Source organism: Polyangiaceae bacterium (genome assembly GCA_015075635.1).
GTDB lineage: Bacteria > Myxococcota_A > Polyangia > Polyangiales > Polyangiaceae > JADJKB01.
The window spans coordinates 967,028-983,883 of the sequence record JABTUA010000001.1 but is presented as its reverse complement, the minus strand read 5'-3'; the positions used below and the strand labels follow the sequence as shown (position 1 = coordinate 983,883).

The following is a 16,856-nucleotide window of genomic DNA, read 5'->3' as shown; positions in this document are numbered from 1 at the left end:
CGATGGACCTGCGCTTCGTCACCCGAGACCTCAGGCGCCTGGATCTGGCCGCGACGGAGGTCTTGCTCGGCACCCTGACCGAGGACGAGCGCCCGCCGCACGGCGTGGCCGGGCTGGTGGACTGGCGCCTGGCCGGCCGCGTCTCGGAGCTGCTCCGGAGCGGCTACGCCACCGGTGCGTTGGGTGAGGTGCTGCTCGTCCCCGGCAAGCCGAAGCTGCCCTTCGACAAGCTGGTGTTCTTCGGCTGCGGCCCCCGCTCCGCGTTCGGCGAGAAGACCTTCCGCCGCGTGATCGAGAACATGCTCGCGACGCTGGAGGGCCTCTGCGTGCGCTCCGCGGTGGTGGAGCTGCCGGGCCGGCACTTCGACGCGATCTTGCCGGAGCGCGCCGCCGACATCCTGCTGGAGCAAGCGGCGTCGCGGCCGGAGCACGACGTTTGGACGCTGGTCGAGACCGCCGAGGCTCAACGCAGCATCACGCAGCACATGGTGGCGGAGCGCCGCCGCGTGCGGCAGCCTTGAGCGGGCTCTAGTCTCGACTTGCGCACTCTCACGCCGTGAAAGACCTGCCGCGTGTCCGTTTCGTCGAGGTCAAACCCCGAAGCGTGACCTGCGAGAAAGTCGCGACTCATCCCGCGGGACGAGGAAGCACCCGCCGGCCCACCCCTCCGGGTATCGCGAAGCGCGTTCGCCGGCAGTTCCCGTGGGTTCTCGCCACTCCTGATGATCGTGATCTGATCGTGGCAAGACTGCCCAAGTCGAGTCTAGTCCGGGATCCGCGCCCCGCCGAGCGCCGTGCGGCCGTTCGGCAGCTTGTCCCACTCGAGCACGAGGCCCTTGTAGACGTGCTGCGCGAAGGCCTCCGGCGCGGCCCCTTCGTTGTTCTCGATGACCTTCTCCGGCGGACCCAAATACTGCTGGATGGCCGCGGGGATCATGCCGAACATCAGGTCCGGGGGGATGGCTCCGTTGAACAAGCCGTAGACCTTGCCGCCTGCCTTGCGGCCTTGCCGGTGCGCGCGGATGCGCTTCACCTTGCCCTGATCGTTCAGCTCGAACTCGACCGCGCGGGCGACGTAACGGCACAGACTCTGCGTCTTCTCGTCGCAGGGCGCCTCCATCAGCCGCTCCACGGTGGCGACGGACGCGCCGAGGCGAATCGCCCCCACGCCTTGTCCCGCGACGATGGCCAGGCGCGGTCCGCTCGCGACGGGGAACCCTCCGTGGCCGAACTTCTCTCCTTCCCCCCAGGCGGCGCTCGCCGTGGCGGGTGCCGGCGCTGTGGCGCTGGCGGCCGACGCAGCGGGATCGGCGCTGGGCGCCGGAGTGCAGGCCCAAAGCGCGAGCGCCAGGGGCCAGAGTGCGGAAACGGGGCAAGGTTCGACGCGAAGCATGGTATGGCAGCTCGTTCCGAGTAGCGCAGATGACGCCCCTCGACCAGCGTCGCTTCTTGTTCGTCACCGGCAAAGGGGGTGTCGGCAAATCGACGGTGACCGCCGCCCTGGCAGTAGCCATGGCGGCGCGGGGTAAACGCGTCCTGGTCACGGCCTGCGACGCCAAGGAGCGCATCAGCCTGCTCCTGGGCTCCGCCCCCCTGACCTCGGAGGTGCGGCAGCTCAGGGAGCGGCTCTTCGCGGTGAAGCTCGTGCCCCAGGTCGCGCTGCGCGAATACGGTGGCATGGTCCTGAAGAGCGAGGTGGTGTTCGGCGCCGTCTTCGACAACAAGTACGTCCGCCAGTTCTTCGCGGGCGTGCCGGGCTTGCACGAGTGGGCCATGCTGGGCAAGGCCTGGTTCCACGCCATCGAGGAGAGCGCGGACGGTCGGCCGCGCTTCGACGTGGTGCTGTTCGACGCGCCGGCGACCGGCCACGGCCTGGACATGCTGCGGGTGCCCAAGGTGATCGTGGACGTGGTGCCGCCCGGTGTGCTGCGCCGCGACGCGGAGCGTGCCTGGAAGATGTTCCAGGACGAGAAGCAGAGCGGCGTGGTGGTGGTGACGCTGCCGGAGGACATGCCGACGAACGAGACGCTGGAGCTCTACGACGCGCTCGAGAAGGAGCTCTTCCTGCCCGTCGCGACGCTGGTCATCAACGGCGTCATCGAGTCCATGTTCAGCGAGGCCGAGCGAGCACTACTGCTGTCGGACCTGACGCTCGATCGCAGCCGGCCCGGCGACGAAGCGATCGCCTGCGGCATCCGTCGCTCGATCCGTGAGCGCGTGCAGGCGCAGAGCCTCTCGCGCCTGCGCGCGCTCGGCGGCGCGCAGGTCGAGCTGCCGCTCTTGCGGAAGGACGCGGCGACGCCGGAGGCCATCGCGGAGCTCGCCACTCGCTTCTAACCCTCGGTAATCACAAAAAGGCCCGGGATAAAAAGCTGCCCTCGCGCCGTCCGAGCGCTATCGTGACGGGTCGGCAAGGCATGGCACCCAAAGTCCCCGAGAGAGGCCTCGTTCTGGCCGGACGCTACCGGCTCGAGGAGAAGCTGGGGGAGGGTGGCATGGGGACCGTGTGGCGCGCCGAGCACCTGGTCTTGTGCGCGCCGGTCGCGGTCAAGGTCCTCGACCGCGACCTGTCCAAGGACGAAGAGGCCCACGACCGCTTCATCCGCGAGGCCCGCTCCGCCGCGGCGCTGCGCAGCCCGCACGTGGTGCAGACCCTCGACTACGGCATCGACGACGGCGTCCCGTACATCGCGATGGAGCTTCTGGAGGGCGAGACGCTGCAGCAGCGGCTGGCGCGCCTCGGCACGATGACCGCGCTCGACACCACGCGCGTCATCACACAGGTGGCTCGCGCCGTGGCCCGCGCGCACGAGGCGGGCATCATCCACCGCGACCTCAAGCCCGAGAACGTGTTCATCGTGAAGAACGAGGACGCGGAGATCGCCAAGGTGCTCGACTTCGGCGTCGCCAAGGTGGACAAGGCCCAGCTCGGTCCCAAGGGCACGCGCACGCGTACGGGCTCGCTGCTCGGGACGCCGTTCTACATGAGCCCCGAGCAGGCCCAGGGCAACAAGACCATCGACCCGCGCTCGGACCTCTGGTCCTTGGGCGTCATCGCCTACGAGTGCGTGACGGGCAAGCGCCCTTTCGAGAGCGACGGGCTCGGTGACCTGGTGCTGCAGATCTGCGTGCGGGACATGCCCGTGCCGAGCCAGATCGCCGAGGTCCCACCCAGGTTCGACGACTGGTTCGCCAAGGCCTGCAACCGCGATCCGGAGCTGCGCTACCAGACGGCGCGCGAGCTGGCGGACGGCCTGCGCGAGGTGGTGGGGCTCGAGGCGCGGGAGACCCTGGCCACGATCTCCGACGACGAGATGACCGCGCCGCCCAAGAGCGTTGTCGTGCGCAGCGACCGCGACGCCGAGTCGAGCGGCACCGCGAAGACCATCGTGGACGCGCCCAAGGACGACGACGAGCTCGCGGTGCCGAGCGCCAAGAGGCCGTCGCTGACCGTGCGCCAGTTCGGCACCACGCAGTCGAGCGTGCCGCAGAGCTCGAGCCGCACGGCGCTCCTGGTGGGCGTCGGTGGCCTGGCGCTGGCGGTGGGCGCGGTGGCGGGGTTCCTGGTCCTGGGCGGCCCAGACGTGCTGGGAAGCACCACGCCGGAGACGGAGCCATCGGCGGAGGCGGGCGTCGCGGCCACGCCACCCTCGGCGAGCGCCGAGAGCGAGCCGAGGCCGGTCAAGAAAGAGCGCGAGCCGGAGCACGAGTCCGACGCTGCCGACACCGAGAGCGCGGACGCAGCAGCGGAAGCGAGCACGGCAGCGAGCGCGGACGCCTCGGTCGCGAAGCCCGTCTCGTCGGAAGACAAGCCGGACAAGGAGAAGAAGGGCCCGGCGGACGCCTCGACCGATCGCGACTGGGGCAAGACGGGCACCGAGGAGCCCGCGCCGAAGCCCCCCGAGCCGAAGCCGCCTGAGGAAAACAAGCCCCCGGCGTTGCCGACACCCCCTGCGCCGCTGAAGCCGGACGCAGGCTAGCGCGGGTTGTCGATCATGCCGGTGATGAGCGAGGCCAGGTTGTGGCCGTCCACCATCCGGCTCGACAGCACCGTGCCCTCGGAGTCGCTCATGAAGATGCGCAGCATGTTGCCGTGCACGGACGTCACCACGATGAACGGCGTGGTCACACCCTGACGGCGCACGCGCGCCAGCACCTGCAGCGCGCTCGGCTCCGGCAGCCGCGCACTGGCGATCACCAGATGAAAGCGTGGCCCAGCGAGCAGAGTCTGCTCCAGCGAGTCGCCGTCGCGGGCCTCCACGATCTCCGCGCCCAGGTCACCCAGCCAGGGTAGGAGCAGCCCGCGCGCCGCGCGATCCGCCTCCGCCAAGAGCAGGCGCGGCGTGACCTGGCTGCCGTCCCGTCGAATCGGCGCCCGGCTGGAGTGCGGACGAGACTCGAGCGTCAGCACCTTGCCGCGATCGTCGGGGGTTCGTCCGTCTTGTGCAAAGACCTCCATGACCCGAAGTCGCGCCCGCGGCATACCCCGCACGTTGCAGGCCGCGTGCCGGGCCAATCCGGCGCCAAGTGTCTGAAATTGTGTCGTAGCGGAACCTTCTCCGGGCCGCCCATTTCAGATCTGCACGGCAGCCCTGAAATCGGCCGCGCAGGTGCGGGCCCGCGTCGAGAGCGCAAATGCGCTCCCGGCGCGGTTGCGCGAGGCCCCTCCGTCTGGGAAGAAACGCCCCCTCTCGACGTAGGAACTCGGCCCATGTCTCGCCTCGGTCCGAAGCTCGGCCTCATCGTCCCCGCCATCTTGGCTGCCGCGTGCGGAAGCTCCGCGGGCTCGAGCGGCGGCGCGACGTTGGGCGAGTGCGACGCGCTGCACTCGTGCTGCGACGACATCGCCGACGCCACCGCAAACCAGAAGTGTCACGACCAGGCCACGCAGCTCGCCAGCGCGCAGAACGGCGCGCAGGCCTGCGCGACTGCCATCCAGGGCTACACCGCCGCCGGCATGTGCGGCTCGAGCGGGGTCGGGGGTGGGGGTGGGAGCGGCGGTGGGTCGGGCAGCGCCTGTTCGGATCTCGGCGCATGCTGCGCGGGCGGCGACGCGAGCTTCCAGGAGCAGTGCCAGGTCGCGCTCGACGCCTACCAGAAGAGCAGCGATCCGGAGACGGCGTGCAAGAGCGCGCTGATCGCGTACGAGCAGGGCGGATTCTGCGGCGGCGGCAACGGCGGAGCCGGAGGCGGGGCGGGCGCAGGCGGCAGCGCGGGCGCGGGCGGCAGTGCAGGCGACGGCGGCGGGAGCGGCAGCGGCGGAGCCAGCGGCAGCGGCGGAACCAGTGGCGGCGGCGGAGCCAGCGGGGGCGGCGGAACCAGCGGCAGCGGCGGCACCAGCGGCAGCGGCGGCACCAGCGGCAGCGGTGGAACCAGCGGCAGCGGCGGCAGCGGTGGCGCAGGCGGCACCACGGCAACCACCGAGGACAGCAACGCGACCTGCAGCGACAACAAGGACAACGACGGCGACGGCTACGTCGATTGCCTCGACTTTTCCTGCAGCAAGAACCCGAGCGTGACCATCTGCAAGGGCACCCCGGGGCCAGAGACCACCGACGCGATGTGCAGCGACAAGAAGGACAACGACGGCGACGGCTACGTGGACTGCTCGGACTACGACTGCCAGAACAGCCCGAACGTGACCGTGTGTCCGTGAAGCAGTAGCAATACGCGCCGCGCGGCGCTAAACCCGCACGCCATGCGGGCGATGGTGCTGGGAGCAGGCAGGATGGGCCGCGCGGCGGCGTGGGACCTCGCGCGCCAGCCGGGCGTGGACGTCGTGCGCTTGGTCGATCGAGACACCGAGGCGCTCAAGGCGGCAGAGCGCGAGCTGGCGAAGCTGCTCACCGAGACGGCGCCGGAGAGCAAGACCAAGATCGAGGCGGAGCGCTACGACCTGGCGGACGAGAGCGGCCTCAGGCGCCTGCTCGGGGGCTTCGACGTGATGCTGTCGAGCTCGGACTACCGCTACAACGAGTTGCTCACCCGGGCTGCCATCGACGCGCGCTGCCACATGTGCGACCTGGGTGGGAACCTGTTCGTGGTGGAGCGGCAGCTAGCGCTGGACGAAGACGCGAAGCGCCAGGGCGTGACCATCGTGCCGGACTGCGGGCTCGCGCCGGGCATGGCCTGCCTGTTCGCGGCCTGGGGCGTCGACCGCTTGGACGCGGTGGACAACGTGAAGATCCGCGTCGGCGGTCTGCCCGCGCACCCCAAGCCGCCGCTCAACTACAAGATGCTGTTCGCCGTGCGCGGCCTGACCAACGAGTACCTGGAGCCGGCAGAGGCGCTGCGCGACGGCAAGATCGTGCGCGTTCCCTCCTTGACCGAGCCGGAGCCCATCGAGTTTCCGTACCCCTTCGGCACGCTGGAGGCCTTCAACACATCCGGCGGCTCGTCCACGCTGCCGCGCACGCTCAAGCACAAGGTGCGTAACCTGGACTACAAGACCATCCGCTACCCGGGGCACCTGGCGGCCTTCGCCGGCATGCACGCCATCGGCCTGCTCTCGGAGACGCCGGTGGACGGCGTCGTACCGCGCGAGCTCACCGAGAAGCTGATCGATCGGTCGCTGCGCGACGATCACGACACCGACGTGGCGCTGGTCCGCGTGAGCATCGAGGGCAAGAAGGGCGGCAAGAACCAGCGCCTGGTGTTCGAGGTGATCGACCGCCACGATCCGAAGACGGGGCACAGCGCCATGGCGCGCACCACCTCGTACCCCGCCGCGGTCGTCGCCTACATGCTCGGCGCCGGCGCGGTGCAGAAGCGCGGCGTTCTGCCGGGTGAGCTGGCGGTCCCGCTGGAGGCCTTCGTGAGCGCCGTGCGCGCCCGCGGCATCGACGTGAAGGAGCGATGGGAACCGCTCGTCTAGTCGCGCTGGGCCTGGTCGCCTCCGCGTGCGCGGCCCCCCTCGCCGCGCCGCCCGCACAGCCGCGCCCGGCTCTGAAGCAGGTCGCGAGCGAGCCGGCGCGCGCGGCGGAGAAGCAGCCGGAGCCCCCGCCGGAGCCTGCCGTGGTGGCGGCACCGCAAGCGCCCGAGCGCGAGCCCACCTGTCCGGAGGGCATGGCGCTCGTGCTGCGCTACCAGGGCCCGTATTGCATCGACCGCTGGGAGGCATCGGTGCTGCGGGTGAAGGCCGACGGCCAGACCGCACCGCACCCGTTCAACCAGAACGTGGACGGCCTGGAGAAGGAGGTCCGCGCCCAGAGCAAGCAGGGCGTGCGCGCCCAGGGCTACATCAGCGGCACACAGGCCGCGCGCGCCTGCGCCAACGCCGGCAAGCGGCTGTGCGAGATCGACGAGTGGGTGCGCGCGTGTCGCGGGCCGAAGCTCACGCGCTACCCATACGGCGACGAGCGCCGCCCGAACGTCTGCAACGATCGCTTCAAGGTGCTCGATCACCACCCGGTGCCGATCCTCTGGAAGAAGGACCCCCTCGACCCGACGGACGAGAAGCTGATGTGGCACCCGCGCTTCATGAACGACAAGCGCCTGCTCGAGCTGCCCAACACCACCGCGCCCACCGGCGCCTACGCGAAGTGCACGAACGACTACGGCGTCTACGACATGGTCGGCAACCAGCACGAATGGGTGAACGACCCGGAGGGAACGTTCTTCGGCGGGTTCTTCATGGACACCTTCCAGAACGGCGAGGGCTGCGAGTACCGCACCGGCGGCCACCCGTTCGACTACCACGACTACTCGACGGGCTTCCGCTGCTGCGCGGACGCGAGCTGACCTCAGTCGAGCAGCTCGGGGTCGTCGCTGATGCGCAGCACCAGCGGCGGGTGGTCTTCGAGCACCAGCCGCCGCCCGCGCTCGCGGTAGCCGGCGCCCTCCGCGTCGTCCACCCAGTGCGCTCGGCCGAGCACGGCGATGGTCTCGCCTTCGGTGACCAGGCCTTCCTGGCACACCAGATCGTTGCTGCTCACGCGAAACAGGTCACGACCCTGCGCAGCGCTCTCGTGTTGAGCGAGGATCTCGGCCACCGCCGCCGGCATCTCGCCGACGCCCCGGAATCTGAGCTCGTGAACCGCCAGCCGCAGCTCGGGTGTGAGCGGCTTCACCAAGGCGCGGCCCGACTCGTCCTCGATCCAGAAGTCGGTCGCGTCGCTCCGGGTGGTGACCTGACGGCGCTGCTCGCGCATGCCCACGCTCTCCACGGCGAGCTTCCAGATCAAGCACGGCTCCCCCGTGGCGGGGCCGGCGAGCAGCTTGCCCGCGCTCCCGACCTTGCCGACGACCTTCACCAGCGCGCCCTCCTCCGCGTCGGCGATGCGCACCTGGCGAGCCGCACCCAGCAGCTTCTTCACCTTGCGCTCGTCGCTGCACCACCAGCGCCAGAGGCGCACGATGCCCAGCACCACCAGCATCATCGCGAGCAGCTCGGCGACGAACTGGACGAGCTCCCCCGGCGGAATCACCGGCCCGCTTCTACCGCGCCGGCTGACAAATTGGCAGTCGCCGGGGAGCCGCGGCCCCGCGAGCTGCCAAATCTTCACGCGCGAAGGGTCTGGCCCACGCAAATCCCGCCATTTTCACGCTGGCACGCCGCTCGCTACGCCGTCCGTCACGATGGATCGCGACGCCATCGTTCGCACGCTCGCGCTCGGTCTGATCCCGGTGATCGCCGGAGGTCTGTACCTGGCGCGCGAGCCGAAGCCGGCGCCCGCGGAGGCCGCAGCGCCCAGCAGCGCGCCCGCGGAGCCCCGCGGCCTCGGTCCGCTCGCGGGAGCGCTGGCCGAACGCGGCGAAGCGGCGCTGGCAGCGCCGAAGCCGAGCGCCGCACCGAGCGCCCCGCCGGCGGACGCGCTCGCCGCGACGAACCTCCCGCTCGCGAACGACCCGAAGTCGCCGCCCAAACGCGCGAAGACACCCGCCCCGCGCGGCTCGTGCTCGGGCGTGGAGGTGCGGCTCATCACCGACTCCGACGATCCGAGCTGGGCCTTCGCCTCGCTCTCGCCCGCGGCCGGCGAGCGCGCGGTGATCCGCCGCGTCGGCGAGCGCATCGGCGACTACCGCGTGGCGAAGATCGAGTGGGACCGCGTCTGGCTCACCGGTGCCGGCGGGCGCTGCGCCGCCGCCATGCACTTCGGCGCGCGCGAAGCCAACGAGGCCGAGGACCTGCCGGCGAAGAAGCGCCGCCGCGGCCTGCCGGACGAGCGCCGCGAAGAGCAACCCTGGCGGCTGAGCGGCGAGCTGGTGAACGGCATCGAGAAGCTCGGCGAGACCAGCTACGCGGTGGACCGGGGGCTCGTGCCGGCGATCTACGCGCAGGCCGGCAGCTTGCTCGCGGGCCTGAAGATCGAGCCGGTGCGCCGCGACGAAGAGGTGATCGGCTTCGAGCTGGGCGAGGTGCGCACGGACTCGTTGCTCGAGCGCCTCGGCGTCGAGACCGGCGACCGCGTGCTCGCCATCGACGAGACCCCGGCGCTCGACCTGGAAGCGCTCATGCGCGCGCTCGGCGCCGCCCGCGAGAAGGATCGCCTGGTGGCGCGGCTCGAGCGGGCGGGCGAGGCCTTCGAGCTTCGAGTGACTGTGCGCTGAGCTTCGACTGGACGCCACGCGGTGCGGCCCGACCTGGCCCTGACAGCGCTCGTCGAACGGGTCAGTGCAAGTAGCGCGGCGAAGCCCGCGTCACTTGCCGAGATCGGTCGGGATGGGGATGCCGAAGCTCTCCACCGCGTCCACCTCCGCGGGGAAGAGGGACATCGCTTCGAAGGTCCCCTTGGTCGGATCCTTGCCCTGGCCGTTCAGCTTGACGGTCTCGACGCTGAGGCTGCCGGTGGCGCGCCAGCGCTGGTCGTCGTGCTGCCGGAACACCCCGGAGATGCGCGTGTTCTCCGCGTCCACGACGATGCCTCCGGTGCCCACGGTCACGTGGATCAAGAACGGCGCAGTGCCGAAGGCGGTGGTCGCGTTGGCCTCGTCCTTGGCGAAGCCGTCGGCGATGAAGAAGTAGCCGTTCGGCGGCTCCGACTCCGGCAAGAAGTCCACGTATTGCTCGAGCTTGGTCTGCTTCTCGCTGGGCTTCGCGCAGTGCGGAGTGTCGAGCAGCGCGCAGATGGGTGTCTCTCCGCCGCAGTTCGAGGGACAACCCGGCCGGCTGTTGAGCTGCGGCAGGCGATTCGCGTTGGTGAAGTGGGCGCGCCACACGCCCGTCTCCGGATCGATCTCCAGGTAGGTGTAGACCTGGATCTGCACGGCCAGGTACTCCACGTTCAGGACGAAGTAGTAGTAGCCGGTCGGCAAGAGGGTGTTGCCCCCACCCTGGAGCTGGAAGGTGAACGGCAACCGGATGCGCGTCTTCGTCTTGTGACCCTCCATGTCCTCGAGCCCGGGCTCGATCAGGAGCAGGTAGGGCGAGGACACCGCGAAGGCCTGCTGCGGGTCGATGGTCAGGGTCGTGTCCGCGAGCTCGAACTTGGCGCCGTAGGTCGGCCCCTCCGGCTCTGGCTCGAGATCCGGCTCGGGCGAAGCTCCGTCGTAGGCGACCAGCGTGTTCTCCCTGAAGCCCTCGAAGTCCGGCGGCGACTGCTCGTCGAGCAGGTTCTCCTCCGGGTCCATCACCGCCTTGACGAGCTTCAGCTTGAGCGAGCTCTTCACGAACGGCTCGGAGAACTTCACCACGAACGGGGCGTCCGGCGCGGTGGTCATCACGCCGTTGTCGAGCCCGTCGACCTTGGGCTTCGGCGGCGGATCGAACTCCTGGCAGGCGGCCAGACCGAGGGAGAAGAGCGCGGCGAGGAAGACGGTACGTCGGGAAGGCATCTCGCGTTTTCCTGCTCTCGATTCGTGTTGTGGTGCACTCTTCAGGCCGCGAAGAACCCGCTGCGCGAGCGTTTCTTCGAGGTTTCCAGCGGAGCGTGGCCTCCAAGACAATCGCGACTCGTCCCACGGACTAGGAGGCATCCGCCGGCCTCGCCGGCAGTTTCCGTTGGTTTTCGCCACTCCTGATGATCGCGATCTGATCATGGCAAGACTGCCCAAGTCGAGGTTAGAACACGAAGGTCGTGCGACCTTGGATTAGCACGCTGCGCACGGCTTGGCCGTTCTCGTCGTGGAAGGCGTCGCCAGGGAACAGGATGGCGCCCTCCAGATCGAACAGGAAGTGGTCCAGGTATTTCCACTGGAAGCGCCCGTCGAGCTCGGCGCCGTAGAAGTTCCCCGGCTTGCCGCCGTTGAAGTTCACCAGATCGTCCTGGATGCTGGCGCCGTCGCGCGCCTTCAGGCTCTCCGTGGGGTCCACCGTGCCGGACGGCGCCCAGGCCAAAAGCAGGCCGCTGCGCAAGAGGACGTTCTTGTGCGGTCGCAGGTCGAACTGCGGGAACACCGCCACTGCGTTGGTGAAGGAGCCCTCGGTGTCCACGCGCTCGGCCGGGAAGGTGTCGGCGCCGATGCGCTCCAAGAGCACCACGCCCGCCGCGCTGGAGCGCGCCGACTCGAAGTGCAGGATGCGCTCGAACATGAGCAAGCCGACGTTGTTGTCCTCGGCGAAGACCAGCTGCGTGAGCGCGGTACCCGGGTTGGGATTGCGGTCGCCGGTGGCCAGATCGCCCTCCAGGTACGCGGTCCAGCTCGGCTCGTCCCAGCGCAACACGGCCCGCGCGCCGAACTGCTCGACCTTCTGCCGCACGATCGGGTCGTTGTTGATCAGCGAGAGCGCCTCGCTCACCTCGCGCGTGCGCCCGAAGATACCCACGCCCTCGAGGCCCGCCGTCAGACGGTCCAGGCGACCGACGGCCTTGAGGTTCACGATGTTGACGTTGGTGTCGTAGAAGCGCTCCCAGCGGTGCGCGTAGGTGCCCTGGAACTCCAGGTGGGTGCGCTTGATCGGGTCGGGATCCAGCCAGCGCACCACCATTCCCGCGCCGTGCAGGTCGTCGCCGAACAGCCGGATGTCCTTGGACGCGCCGCGGTCGTAGAAGGCCCCGGTGAAGAGGCCGCGATCCCGACTGGTGTCGCGCTCGCTCTCGTCCTTGAAGCCCTCGAGCGGCTTGGTCACGAAGAGGACGCGGTCCGTGGTGTCGCCGGCGTTGGAGTAGCCGAAGCGGTTCGTGCGGCCGTCGCCGTCGGCGACCAGGATCGACATGCCCTCCGTGGTCGGCTGCCGCCCGATGCGCAACAGGCCCACCGGTGTCACCACCTCGCCGTACGCCCGCCGCAGCTTGAAGCTGTCGCTGGGCACTAGCACGTAGCCGTAGCTGTCGGGGTCGAGCTCGTCGCCACCCACGTAGCCGACGCCGGGCTTGGCGTTGTTGGGGTTGGTCGCGGCGACGCGCGTGCCGCTGTTGGGCGAGGGGCTCTGGCCGAAGGTGCCGTTGTCGCCCCAGAGCGTGCCGTCCAGCCCGTCGAAGCTCATCACCAGGCGGACCTTCTCGTCATAGTCCACGGTGGCGTCGAGGCGCAGGCGGTGCTCCACCCAGCTCGCGCGCCGGTGCTTGACTCCGTTCAGGTCCACCGGGTTCACGTACAGCCAGTTCGCGCGGTACTCGGCGCCCACTTGCAGGCCGTAGTCGCCGAACTCGTGGCGCGTCGGACCGGCGATGCCGTCGTCGTCCGCCCAAGGTTCGACCACCTGAGCGCGCGCCGGTGCCGCGACCAAGAGCGAGAACACGAATGAGAGCAGGAGCGGCGGCCCGAGTCGTCGCATGAGAGAGCCACGGTAGCGGAGGCTGCCCCGAGCGAGAAGCACCTGGCGGCCCGTCCCGCCCTCGTGCAAGGCTTGCCCCCGTCGCATGGCAGACAGCGCGCTGGTCACCGGAGCCGCCGGCTTCATCGGCTCTCACGTCGCCGATCGCCTGCTCTCGCTGGGGTTTTCCGTCACTTGCTTCGACAATTTCGACCCCTACTACGACCCGGCTCAGAAGCGCCGGAACGTGGCCGGAGCGCTCCGAAACCCGAGCTACCAGCTGATCGAAGGGGACGTCCGGGACCGGGCGGCCCTCGAGGCAGCCTTCGACCGGGCAAAGCCCGACGCCGTGGTGCACCTCGCGGCCAAGGCCGGCGTGCGAGCCAGCGTCGAGGATCCGCTGTCCTACGTCGAGGTCAACGAGGTCGGCGGCCTGTTCGTGCTGGAGGCCTGCCGCGCACGGGGCTGCGTGCCCGTCGTGTTCGCCTCCACCTCCAGCGTGTACGGCGGCGGCGCGGTCCCGCCCTTTCGCGAGGACGACCCGGCGACCGCGCCCCTCTCGCCCTACGCCGCCAGCAAGCGCGGCGCGGAGCTGATGGTGCACGCTTACCACCACCTGCACCAGCTGCCGGTGGCGATCGCACGCTTCTTCACCGTGTACGGCCCACGCGGTCGCCCCGACATGGCGATGGCGTCGTTCACCCGGGACCTGCTCCGCGGCCACCCCATTCGGCTGCACGGCGAGGAGACCGCCCGCGACTTCACCTACGTGGACGACATCGTGGACGGAGTCGTCGGCGCGCTCGATTGGGTACGGCGCACGCGCGGGCTCGACACCTTCAACCTGGGTCGCAGCGAGCCGGTGCGCGTGCGCCGGCTGATCGAGCTGCTCTCGGCGGAGCTCGGCGTGCCCGCCCAGGTCACGCTCGGCAAGCTCGGCGCGAGCGAGGTGCCGGTCACCTGCGCCGACGTCTCCAAGGCCGGCAAGGCGTTCGGCTACGCGCCCAAGCTCAGCCTGGAGGAGGGCGTCCGGCGCTGGGTCGCCTGGACGCGCAGCAGCGACGAGGCGCCCGAGGAGCTCCGGGAGCGTTCGTGAGCCGGCCCGGCGAAGCCGCTCCGGCGTCGGTGGAGCTGCCGCTCTGGCGGCGCATCCTACCGTTCGCCACCGCCCTCGCCCTCCTGGCGTTCGTGCTCCTGCGCCTCGACTTTCGCGCCTTTTGGCACGCGGTCTCGAACACGCACTACGTGCTCTTCTTTCTGTTCACGCTCGCGTTCAACGCTGCCTTGCTCGCGGCCGACGTGCTCGCGACGGTGCACGTGTATAACCGCCTGGTTTGCCCGGTGCGCTACGGCGAGCTGTTCGTGATCCGCGCCGCGTCCTACCTGCCGAGCCTGCTCAACCACCACGTCGGACAGGCCTGGCTCACCTACTTCATGGCCAAGGTCTACAAGGCGTCGCTCTGGCGCGTCGCCGGCGCCACGCTCTTGGTCTACGCCACGACCTTCGGCTGCGTGTTCCTGATCGGCGCCGCCGCGCTGCCGTTCAACCACGGCCGCGTCACCTGGCTCGCGCCGACCACGGCGGTCATCGGCGCCGCCGGCGTCGGCTACATGCTGGTGATCGCGATCAAGCCCGCGCTCATGCGGACGCGCCAGACCACGCTGGCGCTGGTCGAGACGGGCGTGCGCGGGCACCTGCTCGCGCTCGCCTTCCGCCTCCCGCACATCGGCGTGCTGTTCGTCGGCACCTGGGTGCCGTTCATGTTCTTCGGCGTGTACATCCCGTTCACGGACGCCCTCGCCTACATCCCGATCGTGATGCTGGTCACCGCCCTGCCGATCACGCCGCAGGGCGTGGGCACGCGCGATCTGATCGCGCTACAGCTCCTGGCCGGCTACGCCTCCGGCAACCCCGAGCAGCAGGCTGGTGCCATCGCCGCGACCACGCTCTCCTGGGCCTGCGCGCTCACCCTGGTACAAGCGGCCCTCTCGCCGCTGTTCATGCGCAAGGCCCAGCGCATGCTGGCCGCCTGACGCCCCCCGTTCTCGGCACGGCGCCCCTCTTCCCGGCGCGCTCCTGCACGCGGCGCTCACCGGTCGCAAGCCGCCTGCGTCCCAAGCTGTGGAGAGCCAGCGCTCGCCTGGGCGACGAACGCCTGCTGTTCGAGCCCGAGGTGGCGCACGCTCTTGACGCGTTCGCGGACGCGCCGGAAGGTGCCTCGGAGCCAGCATGTCGAGCACGCGCCCGCCGCCCCACCTGCCCCGAGTCGTCATCGAGCGCCTCAGCCCCGAGCTCGACGGCGGGCGTCATCCGGTCAAACGCGTGGTCGGCGACGCGGTGCGCGTGAGCGCCAACATCTACAAGGACGGCCACGAGCTGATCGGCGCGCAGCTCCTGAGCCGCGGCCCCGGCGAGCAGCTCTGGCGAGAGGATCCCCTCGACTACAACTTCGACGAGGATCGCTGGCACGGTCGCTTCGTTCCCGACAGGATCGGCCGCTGGGAGTACAGCGTCGAGGCCTGGCCCGATCCTTTCCGCACCTGGCGGGAAGATCTGAAGAAGCGCCTGGATGCGGGGCAGGACGTGTCGAGCGAGCTGCTCGAAGGGGAGCAGCTCGTGCACCGGCGGCTCGCTTGGCTCGGCGAAGAGGCGCCGATGGAGCTCAGGCACGCCGCCAAGGCGCTGGGCGACACCGAGGCGACCAGCGACGCGCGGCTGGCGGTGGCCTTCAGCAAGAAGCTGGAGGAAGCCATGACCGGGCCCCTCGATCCCGAGCACGTCACCCGCCACGAGGCGCGGGAGCTGGTGGTGGATCGCGAGCTCGCGCGCTTCGGCTCGTGGTACGAGCTGTTCCCGCGCTCGCAGGGGCGAGTGCCCGGCAAGCACGGCACGTTCGCGGATCTGGAGCGGCGCCTGCCGGACCTGGCGGCGCTCGGCTTCGACGTGCTGTATTTGCCGCCGATCCACCCGATTGGGCACACGCACCGAAAGGGGCGCAACAACGCCAAAACGTGTCAGCCCGGCGACGTGGGCAGCCCTTGGGCCATCGGCGACCGGACGGGTGGGCACGACGCGGTGCACCCGGAGCTCGGAACGCTCGCGGACTTCGTGCACCTGGTTGGGAGAGCGCGGGAGCACGGACTGGAGATCGCCCTCGACTTCGCGCTCCAGTGCTCGCCGGATCACCCGTGGATCCACGAGCACCCGGAGTGGTTCTTCGTTCGCCCCGACGGCACGCTGCGCTACGCCGAGAACCCGCCCAAGAAATACGAGGACATCTACCCGCTGAACTTCTGGTGCGCCGAGCGGCACGCGCTCTGGACCGCGTGCCGCGATCTGGTGCTGTTCTGGGTGGACAAGGGCGTGAAGGTGTTCCGCGTGGACAACCCGCACACCAAACCCTTCGCGTTCTGGGAGTGGCTGATCCGCGACGTGAACCGGCGCCACCCGGAGGTGATCTTCCTGGCGGAGGCATTCACGCGACCGAAGCGCATGCAGGGCCTGGCCAAGCTCGGCTTCACGCAGAGCTACACCTACTTCACCTGGAAGAACACGGCGTGGGAGCTGAAGGAGTACCTGTCCGAGCTCGCGCTCGGCGAGATGGCCGAGTATTACCGGCCCAACTTCTTCGCCAACACGCCGGACATCTTGCACGAGTACTTGCAGGACGGCGGGCGCGCGGCGTTCCGCATCCGACTCCTGCTCGCGGCGACGTTGAGCCCGACCTACGGCATCTACAGCGGCTACGAGCTGTGCGAGAGCTCCCCGGTCCGGCGCGGCAGCGAGGAGTACCTGGACTCGGAGAAGTACGAGATCAAGGTCCGCGACTGGCACGCCCCCGGCAACATCCGCGCGGACGTGGCCCGCGTGAACCGGGTGCGGCGCGAGCACCCGGCGCTTCAGCGCCTGGACAACCTGCGCTTCTTGCACACCGAGTACGAGCCCGTGCTCGCCTACCTGAAGTCCGCGCCGAACGACGACCTGATCGTCGTGGTCAACACCGACCCACACCACGCCCACGAGACCTTCGTCCACGTGCCGGTGGACGAGCTCGGTCTGGGCCAGCACCAGCCCTACCAGGTGGTGGACCTGCTCACGGACGAGCGTTACGTCTGGCACGGCACGCGGAACTTCGTTCGCCTCGATCCCTCGGACAAAGTCGGCCACGTCCTTCGCGTCGTGCGGAGCGACGCCGAGGCCTGATCCTGGTAGGGTCGGCGG

At 69.8% G+C, this 16,856-nt stretch carries 15 protein-coding genes; 10 read left to right on the top strand and 5 right to left on the bottom strand.

All coding sequences use genetic code 11. The annotated features are described in order from the left end of the window. The first annotated feature begins 2 nt into the window (after positions 1-2). Positions 3-521 carry a leucyl aminopeptidase gene (locus HS104_04560; protein MBE7479251.1) on the top strand — a complete coding sequence of 173 codons (519 nt, stop codon included), beginning with the start codon at positions 3-5 and terminating at the stop codon, positions 519-521. 242 nt (positions 522-763) lie between these two features. Here the strand turns inward: HS104_04560 and HS104_04555 are convergent, their stop codons facing one another. Next, positions 764-1,393: a hypothetical protein gene (locus HS104_04555; GenBank protein MBE7479250.1), complete on the bottom strand. Its 630-nt coding sequence runs from the start codon at positions 1,391-1,393 to the stop codon at positions 764-766. A 29-nt stretch (positions 1,394-1,422) separates the two neighbouring features. Here HS104_04555 and HS104_04550 point away from each other — a divergent pair, with 29 nt between their 5' ends. Then, the gene (locus HS104_04550; protein MBE7479249.1) at positions 1,423-2,337 is read left to right on the top strand and encodes an ArsA family ATPase; all 915 of its coding nucleotides are present in this window, start codon (positions 1,423-1,425) and stop codon (positions 2,335-2,337) included. A gap of 80 nt (positions 2,338-2,417) precedes the next feature. Beyond that, positions 2,418-3,980, top strand: coding sequence for a serine/threonine protein kinase (locus tag HS104_04545; GenBank protein MBE7479248.1), 1,563 nt, complete (start codon positions 2,418-2,420; stop codon positions 3,978-3,980). On the opposite strand, the gene HS104_04540 is transcribed toward HS104_04545, so the two are convergent. Beyond that, the gene (locus tag HS104_04540) at positions 3,977-4,459 is read right to left on the bottom strand and encodes a response regulator (protein MBE7479247.1); all 483 of its coding nucleotides are present in this window, start codon (positions 4,457-4,459) and stop codon (positions 3,977-3,979) included. The genes HS104_04545 and HS104_04540 overlap by 4 nt on opposite strands. A gap of 252 nt (positions 4,460-4,711) precedes the next feature. Between HS104_04540 and HS104_04535 the strand changes: the two genes are divergently transcribed. From HS104_04535 to HS104_04525, 3 genes are read left to right on the top strand one after another with little or no spacing between them, the layout of a single operon-like run. Then, complete coding sequence (locus HS104_04535; protein ID MBE7479246.1) at positions 4,712-5,656, top strand: hypothetical protein; 945 nt, start codon at positions 4,712-4,714, stop codon at positions 5,654-5,656. Between the two features lie 42 nt (positions 5,657-5,698). Then, entirely contained in the window at positions 5,699-6,874 is a 1,176-nt protein-coding gene (locus HS104_04530; GenBank protein ID MBE7479245.1) for a saccharopine dehydrogenase NADP-binding domain-containing protein, read from the top strand. Beyond that, positions 6,856-7,740, top strand: coding sequence for an SUMF1/EgtB/PvdO family nonheme iron enzyme (locus tag HS104_04525; GenBank protein MBE7479244.1), 885 nt, complete (start codon positions 6,856-6,858; stop codon positions 7,738-7,740). The genes HS104_04530 and HS104_04525 overlap by 19 nt, the downstream gene beginning before the upstream one ends. 2 nt (positions 7,741-7,742) lie before the next feature. On the opposite strand, the gene HS104_04520 is transcribed toward HS104_04525, so the two are convergent. Next, on the bottom strand, positions 7,743-8,426 hold the full coding sequence (locus HS104_04520; protein ID MBE7479243.1) for a hypothetical protein: 684 nt from the start codon (positions 8,424-8,426) through the stop codon (positions 7,743-7,745). A gap of 151 nt (positions 8,427-8,577) precedes the next feature. On the opposite strand from HS104_04520, the gene HS104_04515 reads away from it, so the two are divergent. Further along, entirely contained in the window at positions 8,578-9,549 is a 972-nt protein-coding gene (locus HS104_04515) for a hypothetical protein (protein MBE7479242.1), read from the top strand. Between the two features lie 90 nt (positions 9,550-9,639). Here HS104_04515 and HS104_04510 read toward each other — a convergent pair whose 3' ends face one another. Beyond that, positions 9,640-10,773 carry a hypothetical protein gene (locus tag HS104_04510; GenBank protein ID MBE7479241.1) on the bottom strand — a complete coding sequence of 378 codons (1,134 nt, stop codon included), beginning with the start codon at positions 10,771-10,773 and terminating at the stop codon, positions 9,640-9,642. Positions 10,774-10,999: 226 nt separating this feature from the next. Further along, entirely contained in the window at positions 11,000-12,655 is a 1,656-nt protein-coding gene (locus HS104_04505) for an alginate export family protein (protein ID MBE7479240.1), read from the bottom strand. Positions 12,656-12,740: 85 nt separating this feature from the next. Here HS104_04505 and HS104_04500 point away from each other — a divergent pair, with 85 nt between their 5' ends. From HS104_04500 to HS104_04490, 3 genes are all read left to right on the top strand, one after another. Continuing rightward, entirely contained in the window at positions 12,741-13,730 is a 990-nt protein-coding gene (locus tag HS104_04500; GenBank protein MBE7479239.1) for an SDR family NAD(P)-dependent oxidoreductase, read from the top strand. Next, positions 13,727-14,668, top strand: coding sequence for a flippase-like domain-containing protein (locus HS104_04495; GenBank protein ID MBE7479238.1), 942 nt, complete (start codon positions 13,727-13,729; stop codon positions 14,666-14,668). Before HS104_04500 ends, HS104_04495 begins: the two co-directional genes overlap by 4 nt. Positions 14,669-14,864: 196 nt before the next feature. Then, positions 14,865-16,838, top strand: coding sequence for an alpha-1,4-glucan--maltose-1-phosphate maltosyltransferase (locus HS104_04490; GenBank protein ID MBE7479237.1), 1,974 nt, complete (start codon positions 14,865-14,867; stop codon positions 16,836-16,838). The last annotated feature ends 18 nt before the right edge of the window (positions 16,839-16,856 follow it).